Annotated in this window: 18 protein-coding genes and 4 pseudogenes; 9 read left to right on the plus strand and 13 right to left on the minus strand. The window is 63.5% G+C overall.

Annotated elements, in window-relative coordinates:
* Window position 1: 1 nt before the first annotated feature.
* The 8 genes and pseudogenes from AB5975_21125 to AB5975_21160 form a co-directional block, all read right to left on the minus strand.
* Window positions 2–1,320 (minus strand): annotated as a pseudogene (locus AB5975_21125) (hypothetical protein).
* A gap of 178 nt (window positions 1,321–1,498) precedes the next feature.
* A complete protein-coding gene (locus tag AB5975_21130; protein ID XDR19040.1) occupies window positions 1,499–1,897 on the minus strand; it encodes a c-type cytochrome in 399 nt (132 codons plus the stop codon).
* Between the two features lie 124 nt (window positions 1,898–2,021).
* The gene (gene feaR / locus AB5975_21135) at window positions 2,022–2,936 is read right to left on the minus strand and encodes a transcriptional regulator FeaR (GenBank protein ID XDR19041.1); all 915 of its coding nucleotides are present in this window, start codon (window positions 2,934–2,936) and stop codon (window positions 2,022–2,024) included.
* A gap of 325 nt (window positions 2,937–3,261) precedes the next feature.
* On the minus strand, window positions 3,262–3,780 hold the full coding sequence (locus tag AB5975_21140; protein XDR19042.1) for a cytochrome C: 519 nt from the start codon (window positions 3,778–3,780) through the stop codon (window positions 3,262–3,264).
* 4 nt (window positions 3,781–3,784) lie between these two features.
* Window positions 3,785–4,306, minus strand: coding sequence for a methylamine dehydrogenase light chain (locus AB5975_21145; GenBank protein ID XDR19043.1), 522 nt, complete (start codon window positions 4,304–4,306; stop codon window positions 3,785–3,787).
* Window positions 4,307–4,320: 14 nt separating this feature from the next.
* Window positions 4,321–4,962 (minus strand): methylamine dehydrogenase accessory protein MauD, encoded by a 642-nt coding sequence (mauD, locus tag AB5975_21150; protein XDR19044.1) that lies wholly within the window; start codon window positions 4,960–4,962, stop codon window positions 4,321–4,323.
* A 4-nt stretch (window positions 4,963–4,966) separates the two neighbouring features.
* Window positions 4,967–5,503 (minus strand): MauE/DoxX family redox-associated membrane protein, encoded by a 537-nt coding sequence (locus AB5975_21155; protein XDR19045.1) that lies wholly within the window; start codon window positions 5,501–5,503, stop codon window positions 4,967–4,969.
* A gap of 15 nt (window positions 5,504–5,518) precedes the next feature.
* Window positions 5,519–6,670 (minus strand): amine dehydrogenase large subunit, encoded by a 1,152-nt coding sequence (locus AB5975_21160; protein XDR19046.1) that lies wholly within the window; start codon window positions 6,668–6,670, stop codon window positions 5,519–5,521.
* Window positions 6,671–6,872: 202 nt separating this feature from the next.
* On the opposite strand from AB5975_21160, the pseudogene AB5975_21165 reads away from it, so the two are divergent.
* The 3 genes and pseudogenes from AB5975_21165 (at window position 6,873) to AB5975_21175 (ending at window position 11,190) form a co-directional block, all read left to right on the plus strand.
* Window positions 6,873–8,359, plus strand: a pseudogene (locus AB5975_21165) (aldehyde dehydrogenase family protein).
* A gap of 103 nt (window positions 8,360–8,462) precedes the next feature.
* Window positions 8,463–8,957, plus strand: a complete 495-nt coding sequence (locus AB5975_21170) for a GNAT family N-acetyltransferase (protein XDR19047.1) — start codon at window positions 8,463–8,465, stop codon at window positions 8,955–8,957.
* Window positions 8,958–9,093: 136 nt separating this feature from the next.
* A complete protein-coding gene (locus AB5975_21175; protein ID XDR19048.1) occupies window positions 9,094–11,190 on the plus strand; it encodes a putative bifunctional diguanylate cyclase/phosphodiesterase in 2,097 nt (698 codons plus the stop codon).
* A gap of 42 nt (window positions 11,191–11,232) precedes the next feature.
* On the opposite strand, the gene AB5975_21180 is transcribed toward AB5975_21175, so the two are convergent.
* Window positions 11,233–12,057, minus strand: a complete 825-nt coding sequence (locus AB5975_21180; GenBank protein XDR19049.1) for an aldo/keto reductase — start codon at window positions 12,055–12,057, stop codon at window positions 11,233–11,235.
* Between the two features lie 246 nt (window positions 12,058–12,303).
* On the opposite strand from AB5975_21180, the gene AB5975_21185 reads away from it, so the two are divergent.
* Window positions 12,304–13,182 carry a DMT family transporter gene (locus tag AB5975_21185; GenBank protein XDR19050.1) on the plus strand — a complete coding sequence of 293 codons (879 nt, stop codon included), beginning with the start codon at window positions 12,304–12,306 and terminating at the stop codon, window positions 13,180–13,182.
* An 11-nt stretch (window positions 13,183–13,193) separates the two neighbouring features.
* Here AB5975_21185 and AB5975_21190 read toward each other — a convergent pair whose 3' ends face one another.
* Window positions 13,194–14,096 carry a LysR substrate-binding domain-containing protein gene (locus AB5975_21190; protein ID XDR19051.1) on the minus strand — a complete coding sequence of 301 codons (903 nt, stop codon included), beginning with the start codon at window positions 14,094–14,096 and terminating at the stop codon, window positions 13,194–13,196.
* Between the two features lie 379 nt (window positions 14,097–14,475).
* On the opposite strand from AB5975_21190, the pseudogene katG reads away from it, so the two are divergent.
* The 3 genes and pseudogenes from katG (at window position 14,476) to AB5975_21205 (ending at window position 19,656) form a co-directional block, all read left to right on the plus strand.
* A pseudogene (gene katG / locus AB5975_21195) lies at window positions 14,476–16,730 on the plus strand (catalase/peroxidase HPI).
* A gap of 261 nt (window positions 16,731–16,991) precedes the next feature.
* Window positions 16,992–18,202 (plus strand): annotated as a pseudogene (locus tag AB5975_21200) (M24 family metallopeptidase).
* 119 nt (window positions 18,203–18,321) lie between these two features.
* Entirely contained in the window at window positions 18,322–19,656 is a 1,335-nt protein-coding gene (locus tag AB5975_21205; GenBank protein XDR19052.1) for an MFS transporter, read from the plus strand.
* A gap of 68 nt (window positions 19,657–19,724) precedes the next feature.
* On the opposite strand, the gene AB5975_21210 is transcribed toward AB5975_21205, so the two are convergent.
* Window positions 19,725–20,732 carry a GlxA family transcriptional regulator gene (locus tag AB5975_21210; GenBank protein ID XDR19053.1) on the minus strand — a complete coding sequence of 336 codons (1,008 nt, stop codon included), beginning with the start codon at window positions 20,730–20,732 and terminating at the stop codon, window positions 19,725–19,727.
* Window positions 20,733–20,912: 180 nt separating this feature from the next.
* Between AB5975_21210 and pssA the strand changes: the two genes are divergently transcribed.
* Window positions 20,913–22,241: a CDP-diacylglycerol--serine O-phosphatidyltransferase gene (gene pssA, locus AB5975_21215; GenBank protein ID XDR19054.1), complete on the plus strand. Its 1,329-nt coding sequence runs from the start codon at window positions 20,913–20,915 to the stop codon at window positions 22,239–22,241.
* Between the two features lie 9 nt (window positions 22,242–22,250).
* Here pssA and AB5975_21220 read toward each other — a convergent pair whose 3' ends face one another.
* Window positions 22,251–23,210 carry a DMT family transporter gene (locus tag AB5975_21220; protein ID XDR19055.1) on the minus strand — a complete coding sequence of 320 codons (960 nt, stop codon included), beginning with the start codon at window positions 23,208–23,210 and terminating at the stop codon, window positions 22,251–22,253.
* A 101-nt stretch (window positions 23,211–23,311) separates the two neighbouring features.
* Here AB5975_21220 and AB5975_21225 point away from each other — a divergent pair, with 101 nt between their 5' ends.
* Entirely contained in the window at window positions 23,312–24,253 is a 942-nt protein-coding gene (locus tag AB5975_21225; GenBank protein XDR19056.1) for a LysR substrate-binding domain-containing protein, read from the plus strand.
* Here the strand turns inward: AB5975_21225 and AB5975_21230 are convergent.
* A complete protein-coding gene (locus AB5975_21230; protein XDR19057.1) occupies window positions 24,198–24,545 on the minus strand; it encodes a hypothetical protein in 348 nt (115 codons plus the stop codon). The genes AB5975_21225 and AB5975_21230 overlap by 56 nt on opposite strands.
* Between the last annotated feature and the right edge of the window lie 178 nt (window positions 24,546–24,723).

Below are 24,723 nucleotides of genomic sequence, written 5' to 3' on the forward strand. Positions count from 1 at the left end.
TTTAGAAGGTACTGACGAACACAACCTGGCTGTACAGGTTGTTGTTGTCATTGCCCAACTGTGTACCGCCTTGCTCGGCACTGCGCTCAGGCGTGTACAGCCCCACCAGTGGCACTATCATCAGGTGCTCGTTGAGGGTCCACTCCGCATACAGGTCCACCTCGTGGCCATCTACATTGCCCAGGCTGCGGTCGATCGTGTCGAACTTGAAGCCCATCAGCCCCACGTTCAGTGACGAAGCCGGGCTTACCGTCAACCCCACCTTCTGGATCCGCGCATTACTGTTGAACGGCCCGGCATAGTTGCCCGCCACCTCGCCTTGAAACCAGGTGCCCAACCCACGGCCCAGGCCATAGAACAGCGTGTCGTATTGCTCCGAGAACCGGCTGTAGCGGTAGCTGACGTTCGGTGCCCAGGGCAGGTCGGCAAAGGTCCAGCCAGCTTCCAGATACCAGGCGTCTTCAGTCGCGGCGTGCGGTTTGTCCTGCTTGGCATATTCGCCAGACAGGAACAGGTTCTCCACCCGGCATTGCCCTGGCCACGAATGCTGTAGGTCTTCATGCCGTCGCGTTCCTGCTGCATCGGCGAGGCGTATTGCTTGTCGATATGGGTGGTGTCGATGTAGGTCAGCCCGACCGTACCCGCGTCTGCCACATGCTCAAGGGTGGCCACATGCATTTCGGTGTTGGCCTGGGCGCGGTTGTCCGACTGCAGCCACATCAGGTCGCCGCGCCAGCCTTTGCTGCCGCCAAGGCGCAACACGGCGGTTTTGTCGAAGCTCTTGCGCACAGCCAGGTAGTACGCGCCGCCACGGTTGAACTCGCCATTGGGCAGGCCGTGGCCAACATTCAAGGAATCGCCCTGGATCAGGAAACCATCGCCTACCGCGACCATCTGCTTACCAAACGACAGGTCGATGCCGTCTTCGCCAAGCAGTGGCACCAGGTTGCCGGACTTCCAGCCCAGGTAGGCGTCCTCGATCTTGGTGGTGCGTTCGCTGCCATCGCTGAAGCCGGCGGCGTCGCCGTCGCCCCAGGTGCCAGAGCTGAGCAGGGCGAAAGCGCCGTACAGCGAACCGGCACTGCCCAGGCGTTGGTCACCGCTCAGGCCGTATTTTACATAGCCCTCGCGCCATGATGTGGAGCCGGGCTGGTCGCGCGCGACGGCGTAGCTTTCCTCGCTGTGGAATACACCGAACACGGCTTCGACATTGGCGTTCAGGTGGCGCTCGGCATCGCTGTAAAGCTCCTGCGCGCAGGTGCCCAGCGAAGCCCCGGCCAACAGTGCGGCCAAGGTGAGGCGGAATGGGCGGTGGTGCATGGTCTGGCTTCCTTTGTTATGGGTTTGGCAGAAGTCCTGAAGACATGCCAGTGATCATGCAGGAAGCCTCGGCGCGGGCTTTTGCCCTGGCTGCCAGTTGCCTTTGGCGTTGTGCCAGGCCGATAAAAACACAAGGCCCCGTGAAGGGGCCTTGGTGGGAATGCCTTGAAGGAATGCGTTATTTGAGCCCGGCGAGGAAGCAGGTCACCGCCTGGCGTTCGCCAGCATCCGGCAGCCCGGCGTAGGGCATGTAGGTGCCGGGGACTGCGGCCTGTGGTTGCTCGATGAAGGCGCCGATGGCTTGCGCCGTCCAGCTGGCCTGGCGGCTCTTCATGGCCTGCGAGTAGTTGGCGCCTGGCACGCTGCCAGGTGTACGGCCTACCACGTCGTGCAGGTTGGGGCCCATCATTGCCGGGCCGCCCTTTTGTGCCGAATGGCAGGCTGCGCAGTCACGGGCAAACACCTGTTCGCCTTGCTGGCGTTGTGGCGCGGCGCAGTCTTCGGCCAGGGCAAGGGGGCTGACCAGAGTGGCGAGCAGGAACGGGATTGCGAACTTGTGGGGGGCGAGGGTGGGCATCACGCACGGGTCCTGGGTGGGTTCTTGTCGGTATTCGGTTTGATTGTGCGCCAGCGTCGGTCGCTGGGTTTTGTTGTGCCTGCCAAGGTGTTTTCTGGTATTGCCACAGCGTTGTCGGTACCGCTCAATTGGCATGCTGACGCCGATACTCCCCAGGCGTTACCCCAAATCGCGCCTTGAATGCAGTGCTGAAATAGCTCGAATCCGAGAACCCCCAGGCATACCCCAGCGACGACACCTTCTGGTCCATCGCCGGGTTGCGCAGGTGCTCGGCGCAGAAGTCGAGGCGGCGGTTGCGGATGTACTGGGCAATCACCAAGCCATGCTTGGCAAAGATGCGGTACAGGCTACGCATCGAGATCCCCACTTCGCGGGCAATGAACTCGGGGGTGAGCTGTTCGCAGGTAATACGCTGGTCGATCAGCGCCAGGGCCTTGCGGAACATGCGCTCGTGGCTGCCGGGCACCGTGTCGTGGCTGATGGCTGGGCGCAGCAGGGCGATCAGTGCGTCGAGCACGGCCTGGCTCTCATGGTCGCTCATGTGCCGGGTACGCCCCGTTTCCAGCATCATCAGCCGGGCCATGTTGGCCAGCGGCGTTTGCGCCTCGATACGCTTGGCGCAGGCGACACCGGTGCCACGGGTGCCGCTTTCCACCCGCGCGCGCGGCAAGATCAGCGACAACTGCCGCGAGCGCTGGTGGAAGTGCATGTCCAATGGCGCGCTGGCGTCGATCAACGTGAGGTCGCCAGCTTGCAATTCGATGCGTGCACCCTGGTGTTCGATGTGCGACGTGCCGGCCATCTGCAGCACCGCATAGTAGTTGTCGGCACCGCTGGCGCGGATTTCCCGCGGGCCGCGGAACAGGTTCACCTGGGTCATGTCGACGATGCTCATGGAGATCTGGCCTGCCTGGCACTTTTCCAGCTGGCCGACGAACCCTGGGTCGAGCTTGCGGCCGTTGAAGTGGCCACAGGCTTCATTGACTTGGCTGAGCCAAGCCTGGAAACGGTCGTCGGTAATGCGGGTTGCAGGGATCATAGGGGCCTCGCACGGGGTAGCGTTGTAACGGGTCGCTTGGGCGACTCTTGGGAGATAAAGTTTAAAATTCACTTGAATATTCAAGCAAAAAGCGAGCCCTATTGCCGATACGAACCGTGTGGATACACCCCAAGTCGTTGATATAAATAGCTATTAAATTTGTGTGCTGGGTCTGGTTTGCTCCTTGGCGGGATGTTTATGAGGGCTATTGGTGCAGCACTGTGCAGATACTTCCCACCCGATGTTTCGTCACCGCGACTATCTGACAGGCATAAAAAAAGCCCGCTGAGCGGGCGGGCTGAAGGTACAACGCTTGCGTGATGCTTCAATGGCCAAGGCCGTCGCCGATGGCGATGCCCCTGGCCCGCATGTCTTCGATCAAGCCGGCGCGCACATGAGGCAGGTTCAGCATACTTTGCTGGCGCACACGGTGTACTTCCGCGCCGGTATAGGCCGCCCACTGTTCAGGCGAACTGTTACCGGCCATGCCATCGCGCATCAGCAACCAGTTGAGCAGGTCGGCGATCTGCTGGTCGTTCAGCGCCGACTGGGATATGCCCGGCACCCGCACCAGAAACTCGCGGCCACCGGGCACCCGCAGGAAGTTGCCGACAAAGCCCTGCATGCGCGGTGTGTCGTTGGCCGCCGAGCCTTCGCCATGGTCACGGTGGCAGCCGGCGCACTGCAATTGGTAGTTCACCGGCACCGAGTAGCCGGCCTGGGCGATCGGTACCGGTGGTACTTCGTTGCCGGGGGCAGGCCGCTGGTTGGGGTTGGGCAGGGTCCTGGCCTGGGCCACGGGGGCCAGCAGGCACAGGAGCAGCAACAGCGTCACACCACGCATGGCGCTACACCGCCACGCCACGGATGATGGTGACGGTGCAGTTGTAGATCTTCGAGGCTGCACCCAGGCACCAGTTGATGTCGTTGTTGTTGAATGGCCGGTACAGCGGCTGTTCATCGTCGTTGCGCGAGCAGGCGCACTGGCCGCAGGCGTGCTTACCGCAGCAGTCGTTGTACGAGATGATGTAGTTCTTGCCGTCGGCCGGGTTGCGGCAGGTGCCGATCCAGGTCACCAGCGAGGCTTCGGTGCCAGGCGGGCAGGAGGTGATCGAGCCGCCGCAGCACGAACACAGGAAACCGTCGATCGAACAGTTGCGCCAGTAGTCGCAGCTGGTCGGGTCACCTGGGTCGCCCATCTTCGGCTGCTCGGCGGCCAATGCCTTGGCGGTGCGGTCGATGGGCAGCAGTACCGGCAGGGCGGCGCCGGCGACGATCAGCGAGCCCAGCCGCGCCAACACTTTGCGCCGCGAAGTGGTATCGGCGACATGGCGGCTGGAGCGTTCAAACAGTTTGTCGAGAAAACTCATGGTCGGCTCCGCGGTCAGTGCTGCGCGCTGTGCTGGTGGGTGTGGGCGTGTTCGTGGTCATGGCTGTGCGACGGGTCGCCGTGCAAGTAGTGCTGCAGGCTGGCGCTGCCCAGGTGCAGGGTTTCGAACAGGCTGTCCAGGTGTTCGCGCGAGTTGACCAGGCCTTTGGCGCGCAGGGTGCCGGCTGCGTCGATCAGTACGGCATAGGGCAGTTTGCCGATCTGGTAGGTCATGCCCACCTCCGGGCCGACTACGTAGCTGGCTTGCTGCAGGCCGTTGGCTTCGATCAGTGCCTGTTGCTCGGCGAAATCACCGTCGCTGACATAGATCACGTCCAGCGAACCGCTGTTGTCCCTGGCAATCGATTTCACCGCCGGCAGCAGCGATTTGCACACTGGGCAGCCGGGGGCGAGGAAGAACAGCAACTGCGAGCGTTCGCCGCGGTAGCCGATGTTCACCGGGCGGCCGTGGCGGTCGGCGGCAGTCACTTGTGGCGCGGGGTCGTTCACGGTGACGCCTTTGTCCACCATCAGCGCGCCGGCCGGGGCGATGCGCCCGTGCAGCACGCCAATCTGGCGCACGAGGGCCATGACGGTGAAGGCGACTGCGATCAGCAGCAGCCAGAGCAGGATGTTCGATGCGATAAGCAGTTGCATGGGGTTATCTCCCGTTCAATTTGGCAAGACGCGGTTGGTTGGCCAGCAGGCCATCCACCGCGACATGAAGCAGCAGCGCCACGGCTGCCGCCGCGCTCACCACGAAAATATCCAGCACGCCCAAGGCGCGTTCGGCCACGGGCCATGCGGCAAGGCCGGCGAGCAGGGCGATCACCAGGTTACGCAGCAGCAACACCGGGCGCAGTGGCTGCGCGGCGCCGGGGCCAGAGCAACCGCAGTCGATGTCACGCCGGCCACGCCAAAGGTTCAGGCCGATGGCGCTGGCGTACAGCGCCATCAACAGCGCCACCCCCAGTGCTGCATCGGTGCGCCAGGCGGGTAGCAGCAGGGCCAGGGCCAAGGCCAGCTCGATCAGCGCCAGGCTGGCGGTGGCGCCTGGCGCCAGCGGAGCCGGCAGCAACTGATAGGCACGCACAATGGCGTTGAACGCGCGCCGGTCACGCAGCTTGTGGCTGGCAGCGCTGGCCAGCAGTGCGGCGAGTGCGGTGCTGCTGGCAATTACGAGGACAGGGTCGAGCATGGTCCGATCTCCTGCTTACCAAGGGGCCAGGGTGAGCACAGGGGTGTCGGCGATCTGGTCCATCGCGCCGCTGTGCTTGTTGCTGGTGAGGTCGAAGAACTGCACGCCGCCTTCCAGGTCGGTGGCCACCAGGATCGGTGCCTTGTCGTGGCTGGCTTGCAGGCTCCATACGGGTTTGGGCGAGTCCAGAGTGCCGAGCTTCTTGCCGGTCTTGAGGTCGAACGCCCAGATGGTGGTGCTCGGGTCTTCCCATTTGCCGTCGGTGTGCTGGTCGTGCATCAGTGCATACAAGCGGTTCAGGCCTGGTGCCACGGCCAGGGCCTGCCAGCCGCCCGGTGCCCAGCCTTGCTTGCGCTCTTCGTCGCTGACCAGCGACCAGGTGGGCAGCGGCTTGGCCTTGCCGCCCTCGAACGCCACCGGGTACACCTCACCCTGAGTGGTGGTGAAGTAGTAGGTGTCGCCGTTGGCAATGGCGCGTTCGTTGAGGCGCACCTTGTTCGGGTCGAAGAATGGCGTTTGCGTGCGTGATACTTCCTTGCCTGCGTCATCCAGGGTTACTACCAGCAGTTGGCCGTCACCGCACAGGGACGCAAAGCTGCGCTTGCCTACCGGGTAATTGAGCACGCAGCCGCTGATGGGCACTTCACTGGCGACCTTGCGCGCCTGGGTGTCTACCACGGTGACCGAAGTCGACGGCGTCAGGTTGAAGACGTAGGCCAGCTTGTTGTCGGCGCTGACACCCATGGCGTACTTCTCGGTCAGGGTCGAGGCGCGCTTGGCAGGCAGCACCACCTCCCAGGTCGGCTGCAGGGTCTGGGTGTCCCAGGCCACCAGCACATCCGTGCGTTCGCCGTAGGTGCCGCGCGAGTAGAACAGGTTGGCCGAATACAGCGTGCGGTTGTCCGGGCTCAGCGCGGTGGGGGCGACGAAGGCGTTGGTGGTCATGCCGAGCATGCGCTTGGCCTTGGGGTCCACCACCACCACCTTGCCGGCGATGGGGTTCTTGAAGTCCACATCCAGGATGTAGACCCGGTGAGGGTCTGGCGGGAACGGCAAGGTGTTGTGGCCGATCTCTTCGGCGGGCAGGTCGGCCCGCACCGCACTGCTGCCTGCCGCCAAGGCCAAGGCCAGGGCTGCCGAGATGCTGAGCCTGTCGACGCGACGCATTGGCTATCTCCGATGTTGTTATGGTTTGTGCAGAAATCGCAGTCATCGCAGTGTGCCGCCTGGCCAGCAGGGGGGATTTGGCCTGCGTGACATTCTCTTGAGGCTGCCTGACAAAACGCTGCAGAGGGCTGGCAGGCGGGCGGGCAGGCGCTTGAAGATCGGCCCGGCGCCACGTTGGCGCCGCCATCCAGGAGTGCATGTCATGAGCGATATCCCGCTGTTACCCGCCGTGGTCGAGTTCCTCGCCAGGCCCCATGGCCATTTCATCGAGGGCCGCTACCAGGCGGGCGAGGCCGGGCCTTCGGTGGACATTCACGACCCGTCCAGCGGCGCGGTCATCAGCCGTGTGGCCGAGGCAAGCGCTGCCGAGGTGGCACGTGCCGTGCGCAGCGCCCGGCAAGCCTTCAAGGGCAGCTGGGCCGAAGTCTCGCCATACCAGAAAGGCGTGGTGCTGAACCGCCTGGCCGACCTGATAGAGGCCAATGCCGAAGAGCTGGCGCAGTTGGAAACCCTGTGCTCGGGCAAGTCGATCAACCTGTCGCGCGGGCTGGAAATTGCCCAGAGCGTGGTGTTTTTGCGCTACTTCGCCGGTTGGGCGAGCAAGATCACCGGGCAGACCATGACCCCCTCGCTGCCTTCGTTTGGTGGTGAACGTTATACCGCCTTTACCCTGCGTGAGCCGGTGGGTGTGGTGGCCGGGATCGTGCCGTGGAATTTCTCGGTGATGATTGGCATCTGGAAGATCGCGTCGGCGCTGGTCACCGGCTGCACCATCGTGGTCAAGCCCAGCGAGTTCACCCCGCTGACCTTGCTGCGCATCGCCGAGCTGGCGGTCGAAGCCGGGTACCGGCCGGCGCGTTCAACGTGGTCAACGGGCGCGGCCAAGCGGGCCAGATGCTGATCGAGCACCCCGAGGTGGCCAAGGTAGCGTTCACCGGCTCGGTGCCGACCGGCATCGCCGTGGGCAAGGCGGCCATGGCGGCCAACCTGACCCGCGCCACGCTGGAGCTGGGTGGCAAAAACGCGGCGGCGCTGTTGGCCGACGTGGATGTCGACGGCGCGGTAGCCGGCATCGTGCAAACGGCCTATGTGCACCAGGGGCAGGTGTGCGCCTCGCCGGAGCGCCTGTATGTGCACCGCAGCCGTGTGGACGAATTCACGGGCAAGCTGGCTGCAGCGCTGGGGCAATTGAAGATTGGTTCGGCACTGGACCCAGATGCCCAGTTCGGCCCTTTGGCCAATGCCACGCATCTGCAGAAGATTCTTGGCTTCTTCGAGCGGGCCCATGCTTCTAACACCGTGGTGTGCGGGGCCAAGGCCGTCGAGCGACCAGGTTACTTCGTCGAGCCCACGGTGGTGCTGGCCAACGACGCCCGCGACCCGTTGCTGCACGAAGAAACCTTTGGCCCGATCGTGTGCATATTGCCGTTCGATGACGAAGCGCAGTTGCTGGAAATGATGAATGACAGCCCTTACGGGCTGACCGCCAGCCTGTGGACCAACGACCTGTCCAAGGCTCTGCGCCTGATCCCGCAGATCGAGGCGGGTACGGTGTGGGTCAACATGCACACCTTCCTCGACCCGGCGGTACCGTTTGGCGGGACCAAGGCATCGGGGGTAGGGCGTGAGTTCGGCAGTGCGTTCATCGAGGATTACACCGAACTGAAGTCGGTGATGATCAGGTACTGACCTGCCTACTGGCGCGCGCCTGTAAGGTGGGGCGCGCCCGGTTCCATGCAGTGGCGGTGAGTCATGGCGTAGAATTCAGGTTTTACCCGAGCCTTGCCCCATCATGCTGCCCATCGCGCTGCTGCCAACCACCGCCGACCAGGCCCCGCTGATCCGCAACCTCTACCAGTACTATTCCTATGAGTCGTCCGACTGGGAGCAGGAAGATGTCGAGGTGGATGGCCGCTTCTACATCCACGACGAGCACCTGCAACGCTACTGGCAGGACGACGGCTGGGCCGCGTACCTGGTGCTGGCGGACGGTTTCATCGCCGGCTTCGTGCTGGTGGAGCGCAGCGAACTGCGAGGTATCGATGCACGGGAGCTGGCCGATCTGTTCATCCTGAAAAAGTACCGCCGTCAGGGCATTGGCCAAGCGGTGGCGTTGCAGTTGCTGGGCGGCGAGGGTGACTGGCTGCTGCGCTGCTACGCCCAGGACCCGCCCGCCGTGGCGTTCTGCAAGGCCGTGCTGGCGAACCTGTCGCGCCCGGCACAGGCAATCGCCCTGGACGATGAACCGGACTTGCTCAATTTCCTGGTGAGCGGTGCCCGCCACTGAAGGGTGAGAAAGCGACATTTTTGTGAGCCACTTCACAAAATCGTCATGAGCGGCATAATGCCATCAACGCTTTCCAAAACCCGGCCGCCGCAAGCCGGGGTCCCTTTCATGCGCTTCGAAGGTTCAGGTAAAGTTCATGTCGCTAGCTGCAAACCCCGACATCATGTACCGGCTGTTGATCCAGAGCGTGGTGGATTACGCCATCTACCTGCTCACCCCCGAGGGTATCGTCGCCAACTGGAACCCCGGTGCCCAGCGCGCCAAGGGCTACCATGCCGATGAAATCGTCGGCCAGCATTACTCGCTGTTCTACACCGATGCCGAGCGCGCAGCCGGGTTGCCAGCGCTTAACCTGGAGCAGGCGCGCAGCACGGGGCGTTTTGAAGAAATGGGTTCGCGCCTGCGTAAAGATGGCTCGGCCTTTCTTGCCCATGTGGTGATTGAAGCGGTGTACGACGATGCCGGGCAACTGGTGGGTTTCGCCAAGGTCACCCGCGATGTTTCCGAGCGTCATCGCCAGGAACAGGAGTTGTTGCAGGCCAAGGAGCTGGCCGAGCAATACAGCCAGGAAATGGCCAAGCTCTCGCAGTTTCTTGATTCGGTGATCGCCAACATCCCCGCCAGCGTCATTGTCCAGGACCTGGAAAGCCAGCGCATCTTGCTGGCCAACCAGCAGGCCGAGCGCCTGTTTGGCGGGCCAGGGCGCAGCATGATTGGCCAGTTGCCCGGCGAATGCTTGGCACCGGCCGCTGCCGATTATCTGGAACAGCAGCTGGCGCGCGGTGCCCGCAGCCCCAAGGGGCATGCCGCTGAAACGCGTGTCGATACCGCCCGTGGCCCACGCACCTTGCGCAGCCGCACCTTGCTCAGCCAGAACCGCGAGGGCCAGGCCGACTACGTGTTGTTCGTAGCCGAAGATGCCACCGAAGAGCTGGCCGCCCATGCGCAGATCCACCACATGGCGCACCACGACGCGCTCACCGGGTTACCCAATCGCACGCTGTTCAATGAGCGCCTTCGCCAGGCACTGGTGCGTGGTAGCGAAAACGCCAAGCTGACCGCCGCACTGTGCCTGGACTTGGACAACTTCAAGAACATCAACGACTCCCTCGGTCATGCCTTTGGCGACAAACTGCTGCGCGAGTTGGGCAAGCGCCTGCGCCGCGAGTTGCGTGAACACGACACCTTGGCCCGCTTGGGCGGTGACGAGTTTGCCGTGGTGCTGACGGGCCTGGAGGGGCGGGATGCCGCGTGCAACACCGCGCATCGCCTGATCAACGCCATCAGCCCGCCGTTCCAGATCGAAGGCCACCAGTTCAGCGTGGGGGTGAGCATCGGCATTGCCATCGCCCCGGATGACAACGACCAGGCCGAGCAGTTGCTGGGCTACGCCGACATGGCGTTGTACGAAGCCAAGCGCAATGGGCGAAACCGCTACGAGTGCTTCGACGTCGAATTGGACGTTGCCGCCCGCCAGCGCCGCCTGGTGGAAACCGACTTGCGCACCGCGTTGCACCTGGGCCAGTTGCAGTTGCATTACCAGCCGGTGGTCGACCAGCAGACCAGCAGCGTTACCGGTTATGAGGCGCTGCTGCGTTGGGAGCACCCGACTCGCGGCATGGTCATGCCCATGGACTTCATCCCCATTGCCGAAGAAACCGGACTGATCCATGAACTGGGCAACCGCGCACTCAACCTGGCCTGCCAGGAGGCCGCCAGTTGGGACAGTGAGCAGACGGTGTCGGTCAACCTGTCGGCGGTGCAGTTCAAGAACGCCAACCTGGTGCACACCGTGGCCTTGGCGCTGGCCGACTCGGGCCTGCCGGCGCAGCGACTGGAGCTGGAAATTACCGAGTCGGTATTGCTGGGCAACAGCGAGGAAAACGTGCGTACCCTGCGTGCGTTGAAAGACCTGGGTGTGTCCATTTCGCTGGACGACTTTGGCACCGGTTACTCATCGTTGGGTTACCTGCGTTCGTTCCCGTTCGACCGGATCAAGATCGACAAGTCGTTCGTGCATGACATGTGCGACAGCCGCGAAGCGATGTCGATCATCCGCGCCATTACCGACCTGTCCAACAGTTTGATGATCAAGACCACGGCCGAAGGTGTGGAGTCGGAGGAACAGATGCGCCGGCTGGCGGCGGAGGGCTGCTCGCACTTTCAGGGCTACCTGTACGGGCGGCCAGCGCCGGCGAGCGAGCGGTTGAAGCAGGTGGTAACCCTGAGCTAACCCGATGCGCGGTCGTGCAAGGGACCGCGCCAGCTTTCAAGGTTAACTGTTCCAGTCCGGCGCAAACGCCGGGCTCACCACGCGCTGATCTTTCGGCAGCCCGGCAATCGCCGCGCGGTCGTCTTCATCCAGCTGCACATTCAACGCTGCCAGGTTGGCCAGCTGGTTTTCCCGGCTGCTAGCCTTGGGGATCGCCGCCACGCCGTCCTGGTCCAGCAGCCATTTCAGCGCCACCTGGCTGGGCAGCACGCCATGCTTGCGGGCAATCGCCTGGATCACCGGCTGCGCGGCTGCCTGGCCACGTGCCAGCGGCGTATAGGCAGTGAGCAACAGGTCATGGCTGCGGGCGTAGTCGAGCAGCGGTTGCTGGCCGAGCAGCACGTGGTACTCCACCTGAATGGCCGACAATGGCGCACCCAGCGTTTCCACCACCTGGCGCAGCAGCCCCAGCGGGAAGTTGGCCACACCGATGTGGCGCGTCTTGCCCTCGTCACGCAGGGCTACCAGGGTGTCGATGCTGCGGGCCAGGTCCCAGTCCTTGCCGGGCCAGTGGATGTGAAACAGGTCAACCTGTTCGGTACCCAGCGCGCGCAGGCTGTCTTCCAGCGACTGGCGCATGGCTTTGGGCTCCAGGCGGTCCCACCAAACCTTGGTGGTCAGATGGATTTGCTCGCGTGGCACATCGCTGTCGCGCAGCGCCTGGCCAACGGCCGCTTCGTTTTCGTAGGCAGTGGCGGTGTCGATGTGCCGGTAACCCACGTCCAGTGCCTGGTGCACGGCCTGGGTGCATTCACTGCCGGTCATCGGCCAGGTGCCCAGGCCGATTGCAGGCAGGTCCAGGCCGTTACGGGTGGTGAGCCTTTGCATGTAAATTCCTTGTAGAGGGTGCAGGAGGTGGGTCGATGGTCGGTGATCAACAGCACACGGGCCATGCGTGCAAGGTGGAAAGTGGTCGATCAGCGAACAGAAATCGCACTCAGCCTGGACAAGCGGTAAATCAACTTCCTTATGCTGCGGCATCTCTTCTAGAATTCGAGCTGTTGCATCCGCCAGGCCAGGCCTGCGCGGCCTTCCCTGGGCGTGGCATGGCGCCGCGCCGTCATCGAGAGAGCCATGAGTTCCAGCACACCGCTGTCCGGCGTCAACCAACCCCTGCGCGGCATAGCCTTGGTGGTGGTGGCGACGTTCCTGTTCGCCAGCCACGATGCCTTGTCCAAATTCCTCGGCGGCCTGTACCCGATCGTCATGGTGGTGTGGGCGCGTTATGTGGTGCATACGCTGCTGATGGCCGGCATCTTCCTGCCCAAGTCTGGCCTGAACGTATTGCGCACCCGTCGGCCGCTACTGCAAACCTTGCGGGCCCTGAGCCTGTTGAGTACCAGCCTGCTGTTTACCACCGGCCTTCAGTATTTGCCGCTGGCCGAGGCGACGGCGGTCAACTTCCTTGCCCCGGTGCTGGTCACCGCGCTGTCGGCGCCGCTGCTCAAAGAGCGGGTGACGGTGGGGCAGTGGGTGGCGGTGGTACTGGGTTTCATTGGCGTACTGGTGGTGGTGCACCCGGGTGGGGCGATGTTTACCCCGGCCATTCTGTACCCGTTCGGTTCGGCGTTGGGTTTTTGCTTCTACCAATTGCTGACGCGCATCCTTGCCGCGCATGACAGCCCGACCACCAGCAACTTCTATGCAGGGCTGTGCAACACCTTGGCTATGAGTGCACTGGTGCCGTTCTTCTGGGAGGTGCCGCGTTGGGACCATGCCCTGCTGATGCTGGCACTGGGCGGCTTCGGCATGACCGCGCACCTGCTGCTGACCCAAGCCTTCCGCCATGCGGCGCCGGCGTTGCTGGCGCCGTTCAGCTATTGCCAGATCGTGTTTGCCGGGTTGCTTGGGTTTGTCGTCTATAGCCAGGTGCCGGATACCTTGAGCCTGGTGGGTATTTCGGTGATCTGCCTCAGTGGGTTGGGCGCGGCGTGGATGCAGCGGGGCAAGTAAGGCTGCTTCAGCTACCGGGCCATGAACTGCAGAATGCGCTCGCGTAGCCAGCGCTCGGCTGGGTCGTTGTCCTGGGCGCCGCTCCAGACCATCGACAGCTCGGCTTCGGTGATATCGAACGGCGCCGGGTCGGCGCGCAGGCTGCCGTCGTCGGCCAAGGCGCAGGCGGCATAGTCCGGGACCGTGGCGATCATCTCGGTGTTGCGCAGCAAGGCGCGCAGGCTACCGAATTGCGGTACCGCCAGCACCACCTTGCGGCAACGGCCAATGCGCGCAAGGTCCAGGTCTATGTTGCCGCTCATGTCGCCGGAAAACGACACCATCACATGCGGGCGGGCGCAGTACTCGTCGAGGGTCAACGGGCCGGGGCGGTCATCGGCGCGTAGCACCCGCACGCCGATGTCGCGCAGCTTGCGGCGCTTGGCCGTGGCCGGCAGGTCGGTGGTGTAGCTTACGCCTACCGAGATTTCGCCACTGGCCAGCAGGCCAGGCATCAGCAGGAAGTTGGCTCGCCGTACCACGACGCTGATGTCTGGGGCCTCTTCGCGCAGGGCTTGCAGCAGGGCCGGAAACAGGCCGAACTCGGCATCGTCCGACAGGCCCAGGCGGAACACGTTGCTGCTGTTGGTGGGGTCGAACTCACGGGCGCGGCTGATGGCGGCGGATATCACGTCCATGGCCGGGCCCAGCTCGGCGAAAATCTGCATGGCCCGTGGTGTGGGTTCCATGGCGCGGCCACTGCGGATCAGCAACGGGTCGTCGAACAGTTCGCGCAGGCGGGCGAGGGCGGCGCTGACAGTGGATTGAGTGATGAACAGCTTTTCGCCGACGCGGGTCAGGTTGCGCTCGATCATCAGGGCTTCGAACAGCACCAGCAGGTTCATGTCGACGCGGCGGAGGTCGTTGCGGTTCATTGGCTTCAGGTTCCGGGAATAGAGGGCTGGCGGTGAATTGAAGCATGCGGGAGGCCGGCTTGCATCGTACGAATGTGCCGGCCTCTTGGTGGGCTGGTCGCGCCGCTGTTCAGGCTCACCTGACAGAGCCAGCCTATCAAGCTCCAACAGCCACTCTATTAGAACTCTGCCCAAGCTCGGCTAGTCTTTCCCGTGGCCCCGCGACTTCCGCGACCGGGCGGCGTGACAGCACCTGTGTGCAACGCCGCGCCAACCCGTCGTGACAGCTTCGCAAGCCCCGTGTAGACCTGATGAGGGGTGGCACGAGCCCACATGCTCGGCTGAAAGAACACCTGGCATAGACCGGAAATCTGGATAACCGACCCAAAGGTACCCGCAGATGTCGAACGAATCGAAATGCCCGTTCCATCAAACCGCAGGTGGCGGCACCACCAACCGTGACTGGTGGCCTGACCAGCTCAACCTGAGAATTCTTCACCAGCATTCCTCGAAGTCCAGCCCCGACCCGGACTTCGACTATGCCAAGGCATTCAAGAGCCTCGACTTCCAGGCCCTGAAAAAAGACCTCACCGCCTTGATGACCGACTCGCAAGACTGGTGGCCCGCTGACTTCGGCCACTACGGCCCGCTGTTCATTCGCATGGCCTGGCACAGCGCCGGCACCTACCGCATTGGCGATGGCCGCGGTGGCGCGGGCTCTGGCCAGCAACGTTTCGCCCCGCTCAACAGCTGGCCCGACAACGTCAGCCTGGACAAGGCGCGGCGCTTGCTGTGGCCGATCAAGCAGAAGTACGGCAACAAGATTTCCTGGGCCGACTTGATCGTGCTCACCGGCAACGTTGCCCTGGAGTCCATGGGCTTCAAGACGTTTGGCTTCTCTGGCGGGCGCGCCGATGTGTGGGAGCCGGACGAAGATGTGTACTGGGGTTCGGAAAAGGTTTGGCTAGGCGGCGACACCCGCTACGGCAAGGATCAGCTCAAGGCGCAGGCGCCAGGCCAGGGTGACCTGGTGGCCGAGCCTGCCAAGCATGGCGAGGAACAGAACCGCGACCTGTCGGCCGAGCGGAACCTGGAGAACCCGCTGGCCGCCGTGCAGATGGGCCTGATCTACGTGAACCCGGAAGGCCCGGAAGGTAACCCCGACCCGGTAGCCTCGGGCAGGGACATCCGTGAAACCTTTGGCCGCATGGCCATGAACGATGAAGAAACCGTGGCGCTGATCGCCGGCGGCCACGCCTTCGGCAAAACCCATGGTGCCGGCCCCGCCGACAACGTGGGCCCCGAGCCCGAAGCGGCAGGCCTTGAGCTGCAAGGGCTGGGTTGGGCCAACAAGTTTGGCACTGGCAAGGGCGGCGATGCCATCACCAGTGGCTTGGAAGTGATCTGGACCTCCACCCCGACGAAGTGGAGCAACGAATACCTGAATAACCTGTTCAACTTTGAGTGGGAACTGACCAAGAGCCCGGCGGGCGCACACCAGTGGCGGCCGAAAGAGGGCAAAGGGGCGGGAACGGTGCCGACGCGCACGATCCGGGCAAAAAGCATGCACCGTCGATGCTGACCTCCGACCTGGCGCTGCGCTTCGACCCGATCTACGAGCCGATCGCCCGCCGCTTCAAGGACAACCCTGACCAGTTGGCGGACGCCTTTGCCCGCGCCTGGTACAAGCTGATTCACCGCGACATGGGCCCGCTGGCACGCTACCTGGGCCCGGAAATGCCCAATGAAGAGCTGCTGTGGCAAGACCCGCTGCCCAAAGCCGACCCATCCACGATCGGCGAGCAAGACATCGCGGCCCTCAAAGCCAAGGTGCTGGCCTCGGGCTTGAGTGTGGGTGAGCTGGTCTCCACCGCCTGGGCCTCCGCGTCAACCTTCCGTGGCTCCGACAAACGTGGTGGTGCCAATGGCGCCCGCTTGCGCCTTGCGCCGCAGAAGGGCTGGGCTGCAAACCAGGGTGTGGACAAGGTGCTGGCGGCACTGGAGAAAATCCAAGGCGAGTTCAACAACGGCGGCAAGAAAATCTCCCTGGCCGACCTGATTGTACTGGCGGGTACCGCAGCGGTTGAAAAGGCCGCCAAGGATGCCGGTTACAGTGGCAGCGTGGGCTTCCGCCCAGGCCGGGTCGATGCGTCTGAGGCGCAGACCGACGTCGAGTCGTTCGCCGTGCTGGAACCGCTGGCCGATGGGTTCCGTAACTTCAGCAAGGCCCGCTACAGCGTCAAGGCCGAGAAGCTGCTGCTGGACAAGGCCCAGTTGCTGACCCTGACCGCGCCGGAACTCACCGTGCTGGTGGGTGGCCTGCGTGTGCTCGGCGCCAACCATGGCGGCAGCAAGCTCGGTGTGTTCACCGACAAGCCGGGCACCCTGAGCAACGACTTCTTCCGCAACCTGCTGGACATGAGCGTGGAGTGGAAGCCTACCTCGGCGGACAATGAAACCTTTGAAGGTCGTGACCGCAAGACAGGGCAGGTGAAGTGGAGCGGTAGCCGGGTCGATCTGGTGTTTGGTTCGCATGCCCAGTTGCGGGCGTTGAGCGAGGTGTATGGCAGTAGTGATGGTGCTGACAAGTTCGTGCGGGACTTTGTCGCGGCTTGGCAGAAGGTCATGGAGCTGGATCGTTTTGACCTGAAATAGTGTTATTTGAAGCGGGGGCGCTTTGCGCCCCTTTCGCGGCGCAAGGCCGCTCCTGCAGGTACTGCGCAATCCAGAAGGTTGTGCGGTACCCGTGGGAGCGGCCTTGTGCCGTGAAGGGGCTGCAAAGCAGCCCCCAGGGCCAGTGGCGATCCCGCCAATTCCAGGTCGGATAGATACAAAAACGTCCTCGTCGGTTCTGTTGCAATGCTTCTCAGGCGGCCGGCCTGAACAGCGTGCTCACAACGACAAGGAACCCCGACCATGCAAATGCCCAAGACCCTGAAAATCCGTAATGGCGACAAGGTGCAGCCAACCTTCTCCGCCCAGGAATATGCGGCCCGCCACGCCCGGCTGCGGGCCTACATGGCCGAGCAGGACATCGAGGCGGCAATTTTCACCTCGTACCACAACGTCAACTACTACAGCGATTTTCTCTACTGCTCGTTCGGTCGCCCCTATGCGCTGGTGATCACCCAGCACAAGGTGGTTTCGATCAGCGCCAACATCGATGGCGGGCAGCCCTGGCGGCGTACGGTCGGCACCGACAACATCGTCTACACCGACTGGCAGCGCGACAACTACTTCGTCGCCATCCAGCAAGCACTGCCGCTGGCCTCGCGTATCGGCGTGGAGCATGATCACCTCAACCTGCAGAACCACGGCAAACTCGCTGCCTGCTACCCCAAAGCCGAGCTGGTGGACATCGGTGCGCCGTGCATGCGCATGCGCATGATCAAGTCGGCCGAGGAGCAGGCGCTTATCCGCCATGGTGCACAGGTGGCCGATATCGGTGGGGCGGCGGTGGTCGAGGCCCTGCGTGAGCACGTGCCCGAGTACGAGGTGGCGCTGCATGCCACCCAGGCGATGGTGCGGGAAATTGCCAAACGCTTCCCGGAGGCCGAGCTGATGGACACCTGGACCTGGTTCCAGTCCGGGCTCAACACCGATGGCGCGCATAACCCGGTGACCAGCCGCCGGGTGGGCAAGGGCGAGATCCTCAGCCTCAATTGCTTCCCGATGATCGCCGGCTATTACACCGCGCTGGAGCGCACGCTGTTCCTCGACCACTGCCCGGACGAGTACCTACGCCTGTGGCAGGCCAACGTCGAAGTGCACGAAGCCGGGCTGAAACTGGTGCGCCCTGGCATGCGCTGCAGCGATATCGCTCGGGAACTGAACGAGATCTTCCTGCGCCACGACCTGCTGCAGTACCGCACCTTCGGCTACGGCCACTCGTTCGGCACCTTGAGCCACTACGATGGCCGCGAAGCGGGGCTGGAGCTGCGCGAGGACATCGACACGGTGCTGGAACCAGGCATGGTGGTGTCGATCGAGCCGATGATCATGCTGCCCGAAGGGCGGCCGGGGGCGGGGGCTATCGCGAGCATGACATCCTGATCGTCAACGACAATGGCGCCGAGAACATCACCAAGTTCCCATATGGGCCGGAGCACAACATCATTCGCAAATAACGAAAGGTGGCGCCTTCTTCGCGGGCCTTCCCGTGAAGAAGGCCAGCCCCAGACAACAAAAAACACTGTATGACCACAAGACCCTGCCTCCAATTAAAAGAACCAGAGGGTACCCCGTCATGTCCAGCACCACCCTGAATCCCTCCACCTTCGAAGGCCCTGCGCACAACACCGAACGCCAGGCCTTGCGCAAGGCCGCACGGGCCAGCTTCATGGGCAATTTCGTCGAGTGGTTCGACTACGCTGCCTACGGCTATCTGGCCACCATCATCGCCGCCACGTTCTTCCCGCAGACCGACAAGACCACCGGCCTGCTGGCGACCTTTGCGGTATTTGCCCTGTCGTTCCTGGTACGCCCGCTGGGCGGCATTGTCTGGGGGCATTTCGGTGACCGCCATGGCCGGCGCAATGCGTTGTCGTGGTCGATCCTGATCATGTCGGTGTCCACCTTCTGCATCGGCCTGTTGCCCGGTTATGCGCAAATCGGCCTGTGGGCGCCGGGCTTGTTGCTGTTGATACGCCTGGTGCAGGGCTTTTCCGCCTCGGGCGAGTACGCCGGTGCTGCGGCGTTCCTGGCGGAATACGCGCCACCTGGCCGGCGGGGCTTGTACACCAGCATCGTGCCGGCCAGCACGGCGGCGGGGCTGCTGTTCGGGGCGGCGTTCGTCGCGGTGCTGCACGAGCTGCTCAGCAATGAGGCTCTGCACGAGTGGGGCTGGCGCTTGCCGTTTCTGTTGGCCGCGCCGTTCGGCCTGGTGGGGCGCTACATCCGCATGAGCCTGCAAGACACGCCCAAGTTCCTGGAGATGGAGCAGCGCCTGGAGCACAAGGCCGGCATGGCCCCGACACCGCTGCGCGAACTGCTGGGCCAGCACCGGCGCAGCCTGGCCATCGGTATTGGTGTCACCTGCCTGAACGCGGTGGCGTTCTACCTGCTGCTCAGCTACATGCCGACCTACCTGTCCAGTGAAATGGGCATGAGCGAGCGGGATTCGTTCATCGCTTCGACGGTGTCGCTGGCCACGTACATCGGCTTGATTTTCCTGATGGGGCGGCTGTCCGACCAGTTTGGTCGCAAGACCATGCTGGTGGTGGCTTCGCTGTTGTTTCTGGGGTTGACCGTGCCGTTGTTCCGCCTGCTCGACGGGCAGCCGTTGCTGGTGATTCTGACGATCCAGATTGTTTTCGGGGCGATGTTGGCAATGAATGACGGGACCTTGCCGTGCCTGCTGGCGGAAATCTTCCCCACCCGTGTGCGTTTCAGTGGCTTTGCCCTGAGTTTCAATGTGGCCAATGCGCTGTTTGGCGGGACAGCGCCGTTCATTGCCACCTGGTTGATACAGGTGACCGGCAGCAAGCTGGCACCGGCGGGGTATTTGCTGGCGGCAGCGTTGGTTGCTCTGGTGGCCATGCTGATGTGCCGGGAGACGGCCCACACGGCCCTGGAGGATTGACCAACCTGCACCGGCCTCTTCGCGGGCACGCCTGCAAAGAGGCCGGTAAAGCCATTGCAAATGCTGAATCAATGCAACGAAGCTTGCCGCCGCTCCCCCAACGGCGACAAACCAAAGAACCGGCTGTAACTCTTGGAAAAATGCGCCGGCGAGCTGAACCCGCAGGCCAGCGCCACCTCGCGCACCTGCACGTCACTGCGCAGCAGCAACTCCCGTGCCCGAGACAGCCGCAGCTCCAGGTAATACTGGCTGGGCGTGCGTTGCAGGTACTTGTGGAACAGCCGCTCCAGCTGACGCACGGTTACCTCGTTGAGGCTGGCCAACTCCTCCAGCCCCAACGGTTCCTCCAGGTTGGCCTCCATGATCGCCACCACCTGGCTCAGCTTGGGCTGAGCGCTACCCAGCAGGGTGCGCAGCGGTACCCGCTGGCGCTCACGCTCCCCGCGCACGCGGTCGCACAGCAACAGCTCAGCGGCCTTGGCCGCGATGTCCTGGCCACCGGGTTCGCGGGCAACCAGTTGCAGCATCATGTCCATGGCCGCCACGCCGCCCGAGCAGGTATAACGGTCGCGGTCCAATTCGAACAGCTGGCTGGAGATCACGATACCGGGGAAGTGGGCCTGCAACGTCGGCAGGTCTTCCCAGTGGATAGTGCAGCGGTAACCCTTGAGCAATTCGGCCTTGGCCAACAGGTAGCTGCCGGTGCAGATGCCGCCCAGTGGCAAGCGTTGGCGGGCCAGTTGGCGCAACCAGTCGATCAGCGGGCGGTTGCCACGGCTGCGGTCGATCGGGTTGGCGCCGACCACCAGCAGGGCATCCAGTGCGGGGGCATTGGCGATGCTGTAGTCGGGCAATACGCGCATGCCGTTACTGGCCACTACCGGCATATCGTCTGCCGCGATCAGCACGCTGCGAAACAGCGGCTTGCGCGCGGCCAAGTTGGCCATGCGCAAGGTTTCTACCGCCGACGCCAGGCCGATGGTGGTGAAATTGGGCAAAATCAGAAAGCCGAAGGTCTTTACGGAACAACTCTTTACAATAGACGGCGGGAGGTTTGCAGAAGCGGGGTGGACCATTGCGCTGTTCCTGTGCAAGCTGAGGCATTGTTCGTCAGGGGCAGTGAGAAATACAGCCTCGCGTGGTTCTTGTTGTTATGGGTCGTTGCCGGGTTGATCTTACACCCCGTGCGCAGCGGCCAGGAATGGCTCCGCCAACTGGCAGGGCCGACAGTGATTGCACACAGAAGGTGATCGTTCGTGAACCCCGAATCCATGCTGGCGGCGTTGCCAGGCTACGCCCTGGCGCCCGAGTCGATCCAGGTGCTGCCTGATGCCAAGGCCTATCGCACCTGCCTGTTCGACCGCATCCGCACGGCAACCCGGCGCATCGTCATCGTCGCGCTGTACCTGCAGGAAGACGAGGCCGGCCAGGAAGTGCTGGATGCCTTGTACCAGGCCAAGGCCGCGCGCCCTAACCTGGAAATCACCATTGTGGTCGACTGGTTTCGCGCCCGTCGCGGGTTGCTTGGTGGTGGGCGTCAACCGGGCAACGCTGCCTGGTACCAGGCTCAGCGCCAGCTGCGCGGGCTGGATATCGCCATTCATGGTGTGCCCGTGCAGACTCGCGAGCTGTTCGGGGTGTTGCACCTGAAGGGCAGCATCATCGACGATTGCGTGATCTACACCGGCGCCAGCCTGAACAACGTCTACCTGCACCGCTTCGACCGTTATCGCCTGGACCGCTATCACCTGTTCCAGTCACCTGAGCTGGCCGATGCCATGGTCGGCCTGGTGCAGCGTCTGCTGCACCCCACCGCCACACCGCGTCTCGACCTGCCGGCGCCGCCCTCTACCCGCAACTTGCGCGGCGACATTCGGCGTTTGCGCGCGCGGCTGCGGCGCATGGCCTACGAGGCGCCGGCCAGCGCTGCGGGGCAGGGGCTACGGGTGATCCCGCTGCTGGGTGTGGGCCGTGGCAACCCGCTGAACCGGGCGCTGTGCGCGTTGCTGGCTGCGGCGCGCACGCAGATCATCATCAGCACGCCGTATTTCAACCCGCCACGGGTGGTGATGCGCGAGCTTGACCATGCGCTTGAGCGGGGCGTGCAAGTTGAGCTGATGGTCGGTCACCGCACGGCCAATGACTTCTACATCGCCCCCGGTGAGCCGTTCAGTGCCAGTGGCGCCTTGCCTTATCTGTACGAAGACAACCTGCGTGCCTTCGCCAGGCGCCGCCATGCCGCGATTGCCAGCGGCCAGTTGCAAGTGCGGATCTGGAACGATCCGGGGCATACCTTTCATGCCAAGGGCGTGTGGGTCGACCAGCGCTATTCGCTGCTGACCGGTAACAACCTGAACCCGCGCGGGTTCAACCTGGACCTGGAAAACGGCCTGCTGATCGATGACCCGCAAGGGCAGTGGCTGGTACCACGGGAAGCGGAGCTGAACGCACTGCGCCGGCATGCGCCGAAGATTGGCTCGGCAGAGGCGCTGGGGGTGAAGGCCGAACATCCCAAGGAAGTACGCAAACTTCTGCGGCGGTTGCGTTTTAGCCGGTTGGAACCGTTGATCAAGCGAGTGCTCTGAGGCCTTGCGTCAGGCAGTGGCACCTTTGCCTGGCGCGGCCCCGATGTCCTTCTTGGCTCGGGGCTTGAGCCGCGATACGGCAAACAGCACCACCGCCAGCCCCACTACCTGGTACAGCGAAATCTCTTCATTCAAGATCGCCCATGAGGCCAATACCGTCAGTACCGGCCCCAGGTTACCCACCGCCGCTGTATGGGTCGGCCCCAGGCGCTGGATCGCCAACGCTACCCAGTAGATCGGCAGCACCGTGGAAAACACGGCCATCAGCCCGGCATTCACCCACACTGCGCTCGGTAACTGCCACAACTGCCCGACCGGCGCCACCATCAGGTAATGCGCCAGCACCATCAGCGAGGAGGCAGTACCGCACAACCCGGCCAGGCGCATCGAGCCCATGCGTTTGAGCATCATGCCGGTGCCGGCGTAATACAGCGCGTAGGTCACCGCGCTGGCGAACACCCACAGCGAGCCCAGCACCACCTGCTGGCCAACCCCGGCGACACTGATGTCGTGGACAAAGGCAATGCCCAGCCCCAGATAGCACAGGCCCATGGCCGACAAAGTGCGCAGGCTCGGCCGTTCACGCAGGGCAATGGCCTGAAACACCAGCACCAGCGTCGGGTAGGTGAACAGGATCAGCCGCTCCAGCCCAGCACTGATGTACTGCAGGCCATAGAAGTCGAACAGGCTGGCCAGGTAGTAGCCAAACAGGCCAAGCAGGGCGACGCGCAACCCGTCACCCAGGTTGAGCGGGGCACTGCCCTGACCACGGCTGGCCCATACCAGCCAGGCGAACAGCGGCAGCGACAGGCCCATGCGCATGGCCAGCAGGCTGATGGCATCCACCGGCCCGGCGGCGTAAGCCAGCTTGACGAAAATTGCCTTGAAGCTGAAGCCCAGGGCCGCCAGTACGGCGTACAGGGCGCCGCTTTGCAGTTGGCGCTGTATCAAGCTGCGGAATGCGTTCATGCGTTACCTACGTGGAAGAAAGGCGAGGCTTATTCTGAACAGAAGGCTGTCACGCTAGAATCGCTTTTTATAGAACAGGGCATTCGTATTTGGAGAATGGCATGCAATTCGACCTGACTGACCTGCGCCTGCTGCTGGCCATTGCCGCCACGGGCAGCCTGAGCAAGGCGGCTGCGACCTTTCCGGTGGCGGTGTCGGCGGCAAGCAATCGTCTGCGCTTGCTGGAAGAACGTTGTGGCTTGGTGCTGTTCACCCGCAAGGCAGATGGCATGCAGTTGACGCCTTCCGGGCGCCTGGTGCTGGAGGGCGCACGCAGCGTGCTGGGTGAGGCGCAAAAACTGCAGGAGACCTTGCAGCAACTGTCTGGCGAGCACCGCACCACCTTGCGCCTGGCGGCCTCTACGGTGTCCAACAGCACATTGCTGCCGGCAGTGTTGGGGCCGTTTCTGGCGGACTACCCGGAGGTCGACCTGCAACTGATGGAGCACAAGAGTGTGGACGTGCTGCGGGTGGTGGTGGCCAACGAGTGCGAGATCGGTGTGTACGATGGCATTTTGCCCAGCGAGGGGGTGGTATCGCTGCCGTTTCGCACCGAGCGCTTGGTCATGCTGGTGCCCGCCGACCATCCCCTGGCTGGGCGCGAACAGCTGCGCCTGGTCGATGCCCTGGGCTACGCGTTCATTTGCCTGCCGGGTGGGCGGCCGATGCAGCGCTTTGTCGAAGAGCTGGCGATGAACTTGGCCATGCCGCTGAAGGTGCGCGTGCGAGCGCCCAGCTTTGAGGCAATCGCACAGTTGGTGGCACAGCGCGCAGGCGTGGCCATGCTGCCTGAAACCGCCGCTGTGCGTGCGGAGCAGGAGCTGCCGGTACGCCGGGTGGCCCTGGCGGAAAGCTGGGCCACCCTGGAGCTACGCCTGTGTTTCCGTGACTGGGAGCGCCTGAGTTCGCACGGGCGGCAACTGGTGAGTTACTTGTCCGGGCAGCGGCTTACTGCGCCGGGGCCAGGCGAATACCGCTCACCTGCACCTGATCACCGGGCTTGAAGTGGGCATTCGGCGAACGGTAGCGCTGGGTGCTGCCGTCGTCGTGGCGCACCATATAGGCCGCGTCGCTGTGCCCGCTGCCTTGTTGCACGGCGGCACCACCAAAGGCGCCCAGGGCGGCACCTGCGATGGCGCCGAACGGGCCGCCAAGCGCGGCGCCGATCATCAGGCCGCTGACGCCACCAGCGCCATAGCCGACGGTATTGTCGGCGCTTTCCGAGAGCACCTGGTCGGCGCAGGCGGGCAGGGCGATGGTCAGGGTCATCGCCAGAGGGAGCAGAGGATTTTTCATGGTTTTTGGTCCGCAAGGCAGTGTTTGGCGAAAGGTCACGCTTCAGCTTTCGTGCCAGTTGGCCAGCCCTTCCGGTACGGCACTATCCGACCAAGTGTGGTCATTACGACCGCGGTTCTTGTGGTGCGAATGACACGATGATGTCAATATGACATGTCGCTCGCACGGGCATCTGCAA

The sequence above is a fragment of the Pseudomonas putida genome, assembly GCA_041071465.1.
In the GTDB taxonomy this organism is placed as follows: Bacteria; Pseudomonadota; Gammaproteobacteria; order Pseudomonadales; family Pseudomonadaceae; genus Aquipseudomonas; species Aquipseudomonas putida_P.

What these genes read in the sequence shown, in the direction of transcription:
- AB5975_21185 (XDR19050.1), top strand. Translation starts at nt 12,304, where the DNA reads ATGAGTTCCAGCACACCGCTGTCCGGCGTCAACCAACCCCTGCGCGGC.
- AB5975_21220 (XDR19055.1), bottom strand. Translation starts at nt 23,210, where the DNA reads ATGAACGCATTCCGCAGCTTGATACAGCGCCAACTGCAAAGCGGCGCC.
- AB5975_21180 (XDR19049.1), bottom strand. Translation starts at nt 12,057, where the DNA reads ATGCAAAGGCTCACCACCCGTAACGGCCTGGACCTGCCTGCAATCGGC.
- AB5975_21130 (XDR19040.1), bottom strand. Translation starts at nt 1,897, where the DNA reads ATGCCCACCCTCGCCCCCCACAAGTTCGCAATCCCGTTCCTGCTCGCC.
- AB5975_21205 (XDR19052.1), top strand. Translation starts at nt 18,322, where the DNA reads ATGTCCAGCACCACCCTGAATCCCTCCACCTTCGAAGGCCCTGCGCAC.
- feaR (XDR19041.1), bottom strand. Translation starts at nt 2,936, where the DNA reads ATGATCCCTGCAACCCGCATTACCGACGACCGTTTCCAGGCTTGGCTC.
- AB5975_21175 (XDR19048.1), top strand. Translation starts at nt 9,094, where the DNA reads ATGTCGCTAGCTGCAAACCCCGACATCATGTACCGGCTGTTGATCCAG.
- AB5975_21230 (XDR19057.1), bottom strand. Translation starts at nt 24,545, where the DNA reads ATGAAAAATCCTCTGCTCCCTCTGGCGATGACCCTGACCATCGCCCTG.
- AB5975_21155 (XDR19045.1), bottom strand. Translation starts at nt 5,503, where the DNA reads ATGCTCGACCCTGTCCTCGTAATTGCCAGCAGCACCGCACTCGCCGCA.
- AB5975_21145 (XDR19043.1), bottom strand. Translation starts at nt 4,306, where the DNA reads ATGAGTTTTCTCGACAAACTGTTTGAACGCTCCAGCCGCCATGTCGCC.
- mauD (XDR19044.1), bottom strand. Translation starts at nt 4,962, where the DNA reads ATGCAACTGCTTATCGCATCGAACATCCTGCTCTGGCTGCTGCTGATC.
- AB5975_21140 (XDR19042.1), bottom strand. Translation starts at nt 3,780, where the DNA reads ATGCGTGGTGTGACGCTGTTGCTGCTCCTGTGCCTGCTGGCCCCCGTG.
- AB5975_21225 (XDR19056.1), top strand. Translation starts at nt 23,312, where the DNA reads ATGCAATTCGACCTGACTGACCTGCGCCTGCTGCTGGCCATTGCCGCC.
- AB5975_21190 (XDR19051.1), bottom strand. Translation starts at nt 14,096, where the DNA reads ATGAACCGCAACGACCTCCGCCGCGTCGACATGAACCTGCTGGTGCTG.
- AB5975_21160 (XDR19046.1), bottom strand. Translation starts at nt 6,670, where the DNA reads ATGCGTCGCGTCGACAGGCTCAGCATCTCGGCAGCCCTGGCCTTGGCC.
- AB5975_21170 (XDR19047.1), top strand. Translation starts at nt 8,463, where the DNA reads ATGCTGCCCATCGCGCTGCTGCCAACCACCGCCGACCAGGCCCCGCTG.
- AB5975_21210 (XDR19053.1), bottom strand. Translation starts at nt 20,732, where the DNA reads ATGGTCCACCCCGCTTCTGCAAACCTCCCGCCGTCTATTGTAAAGAGT.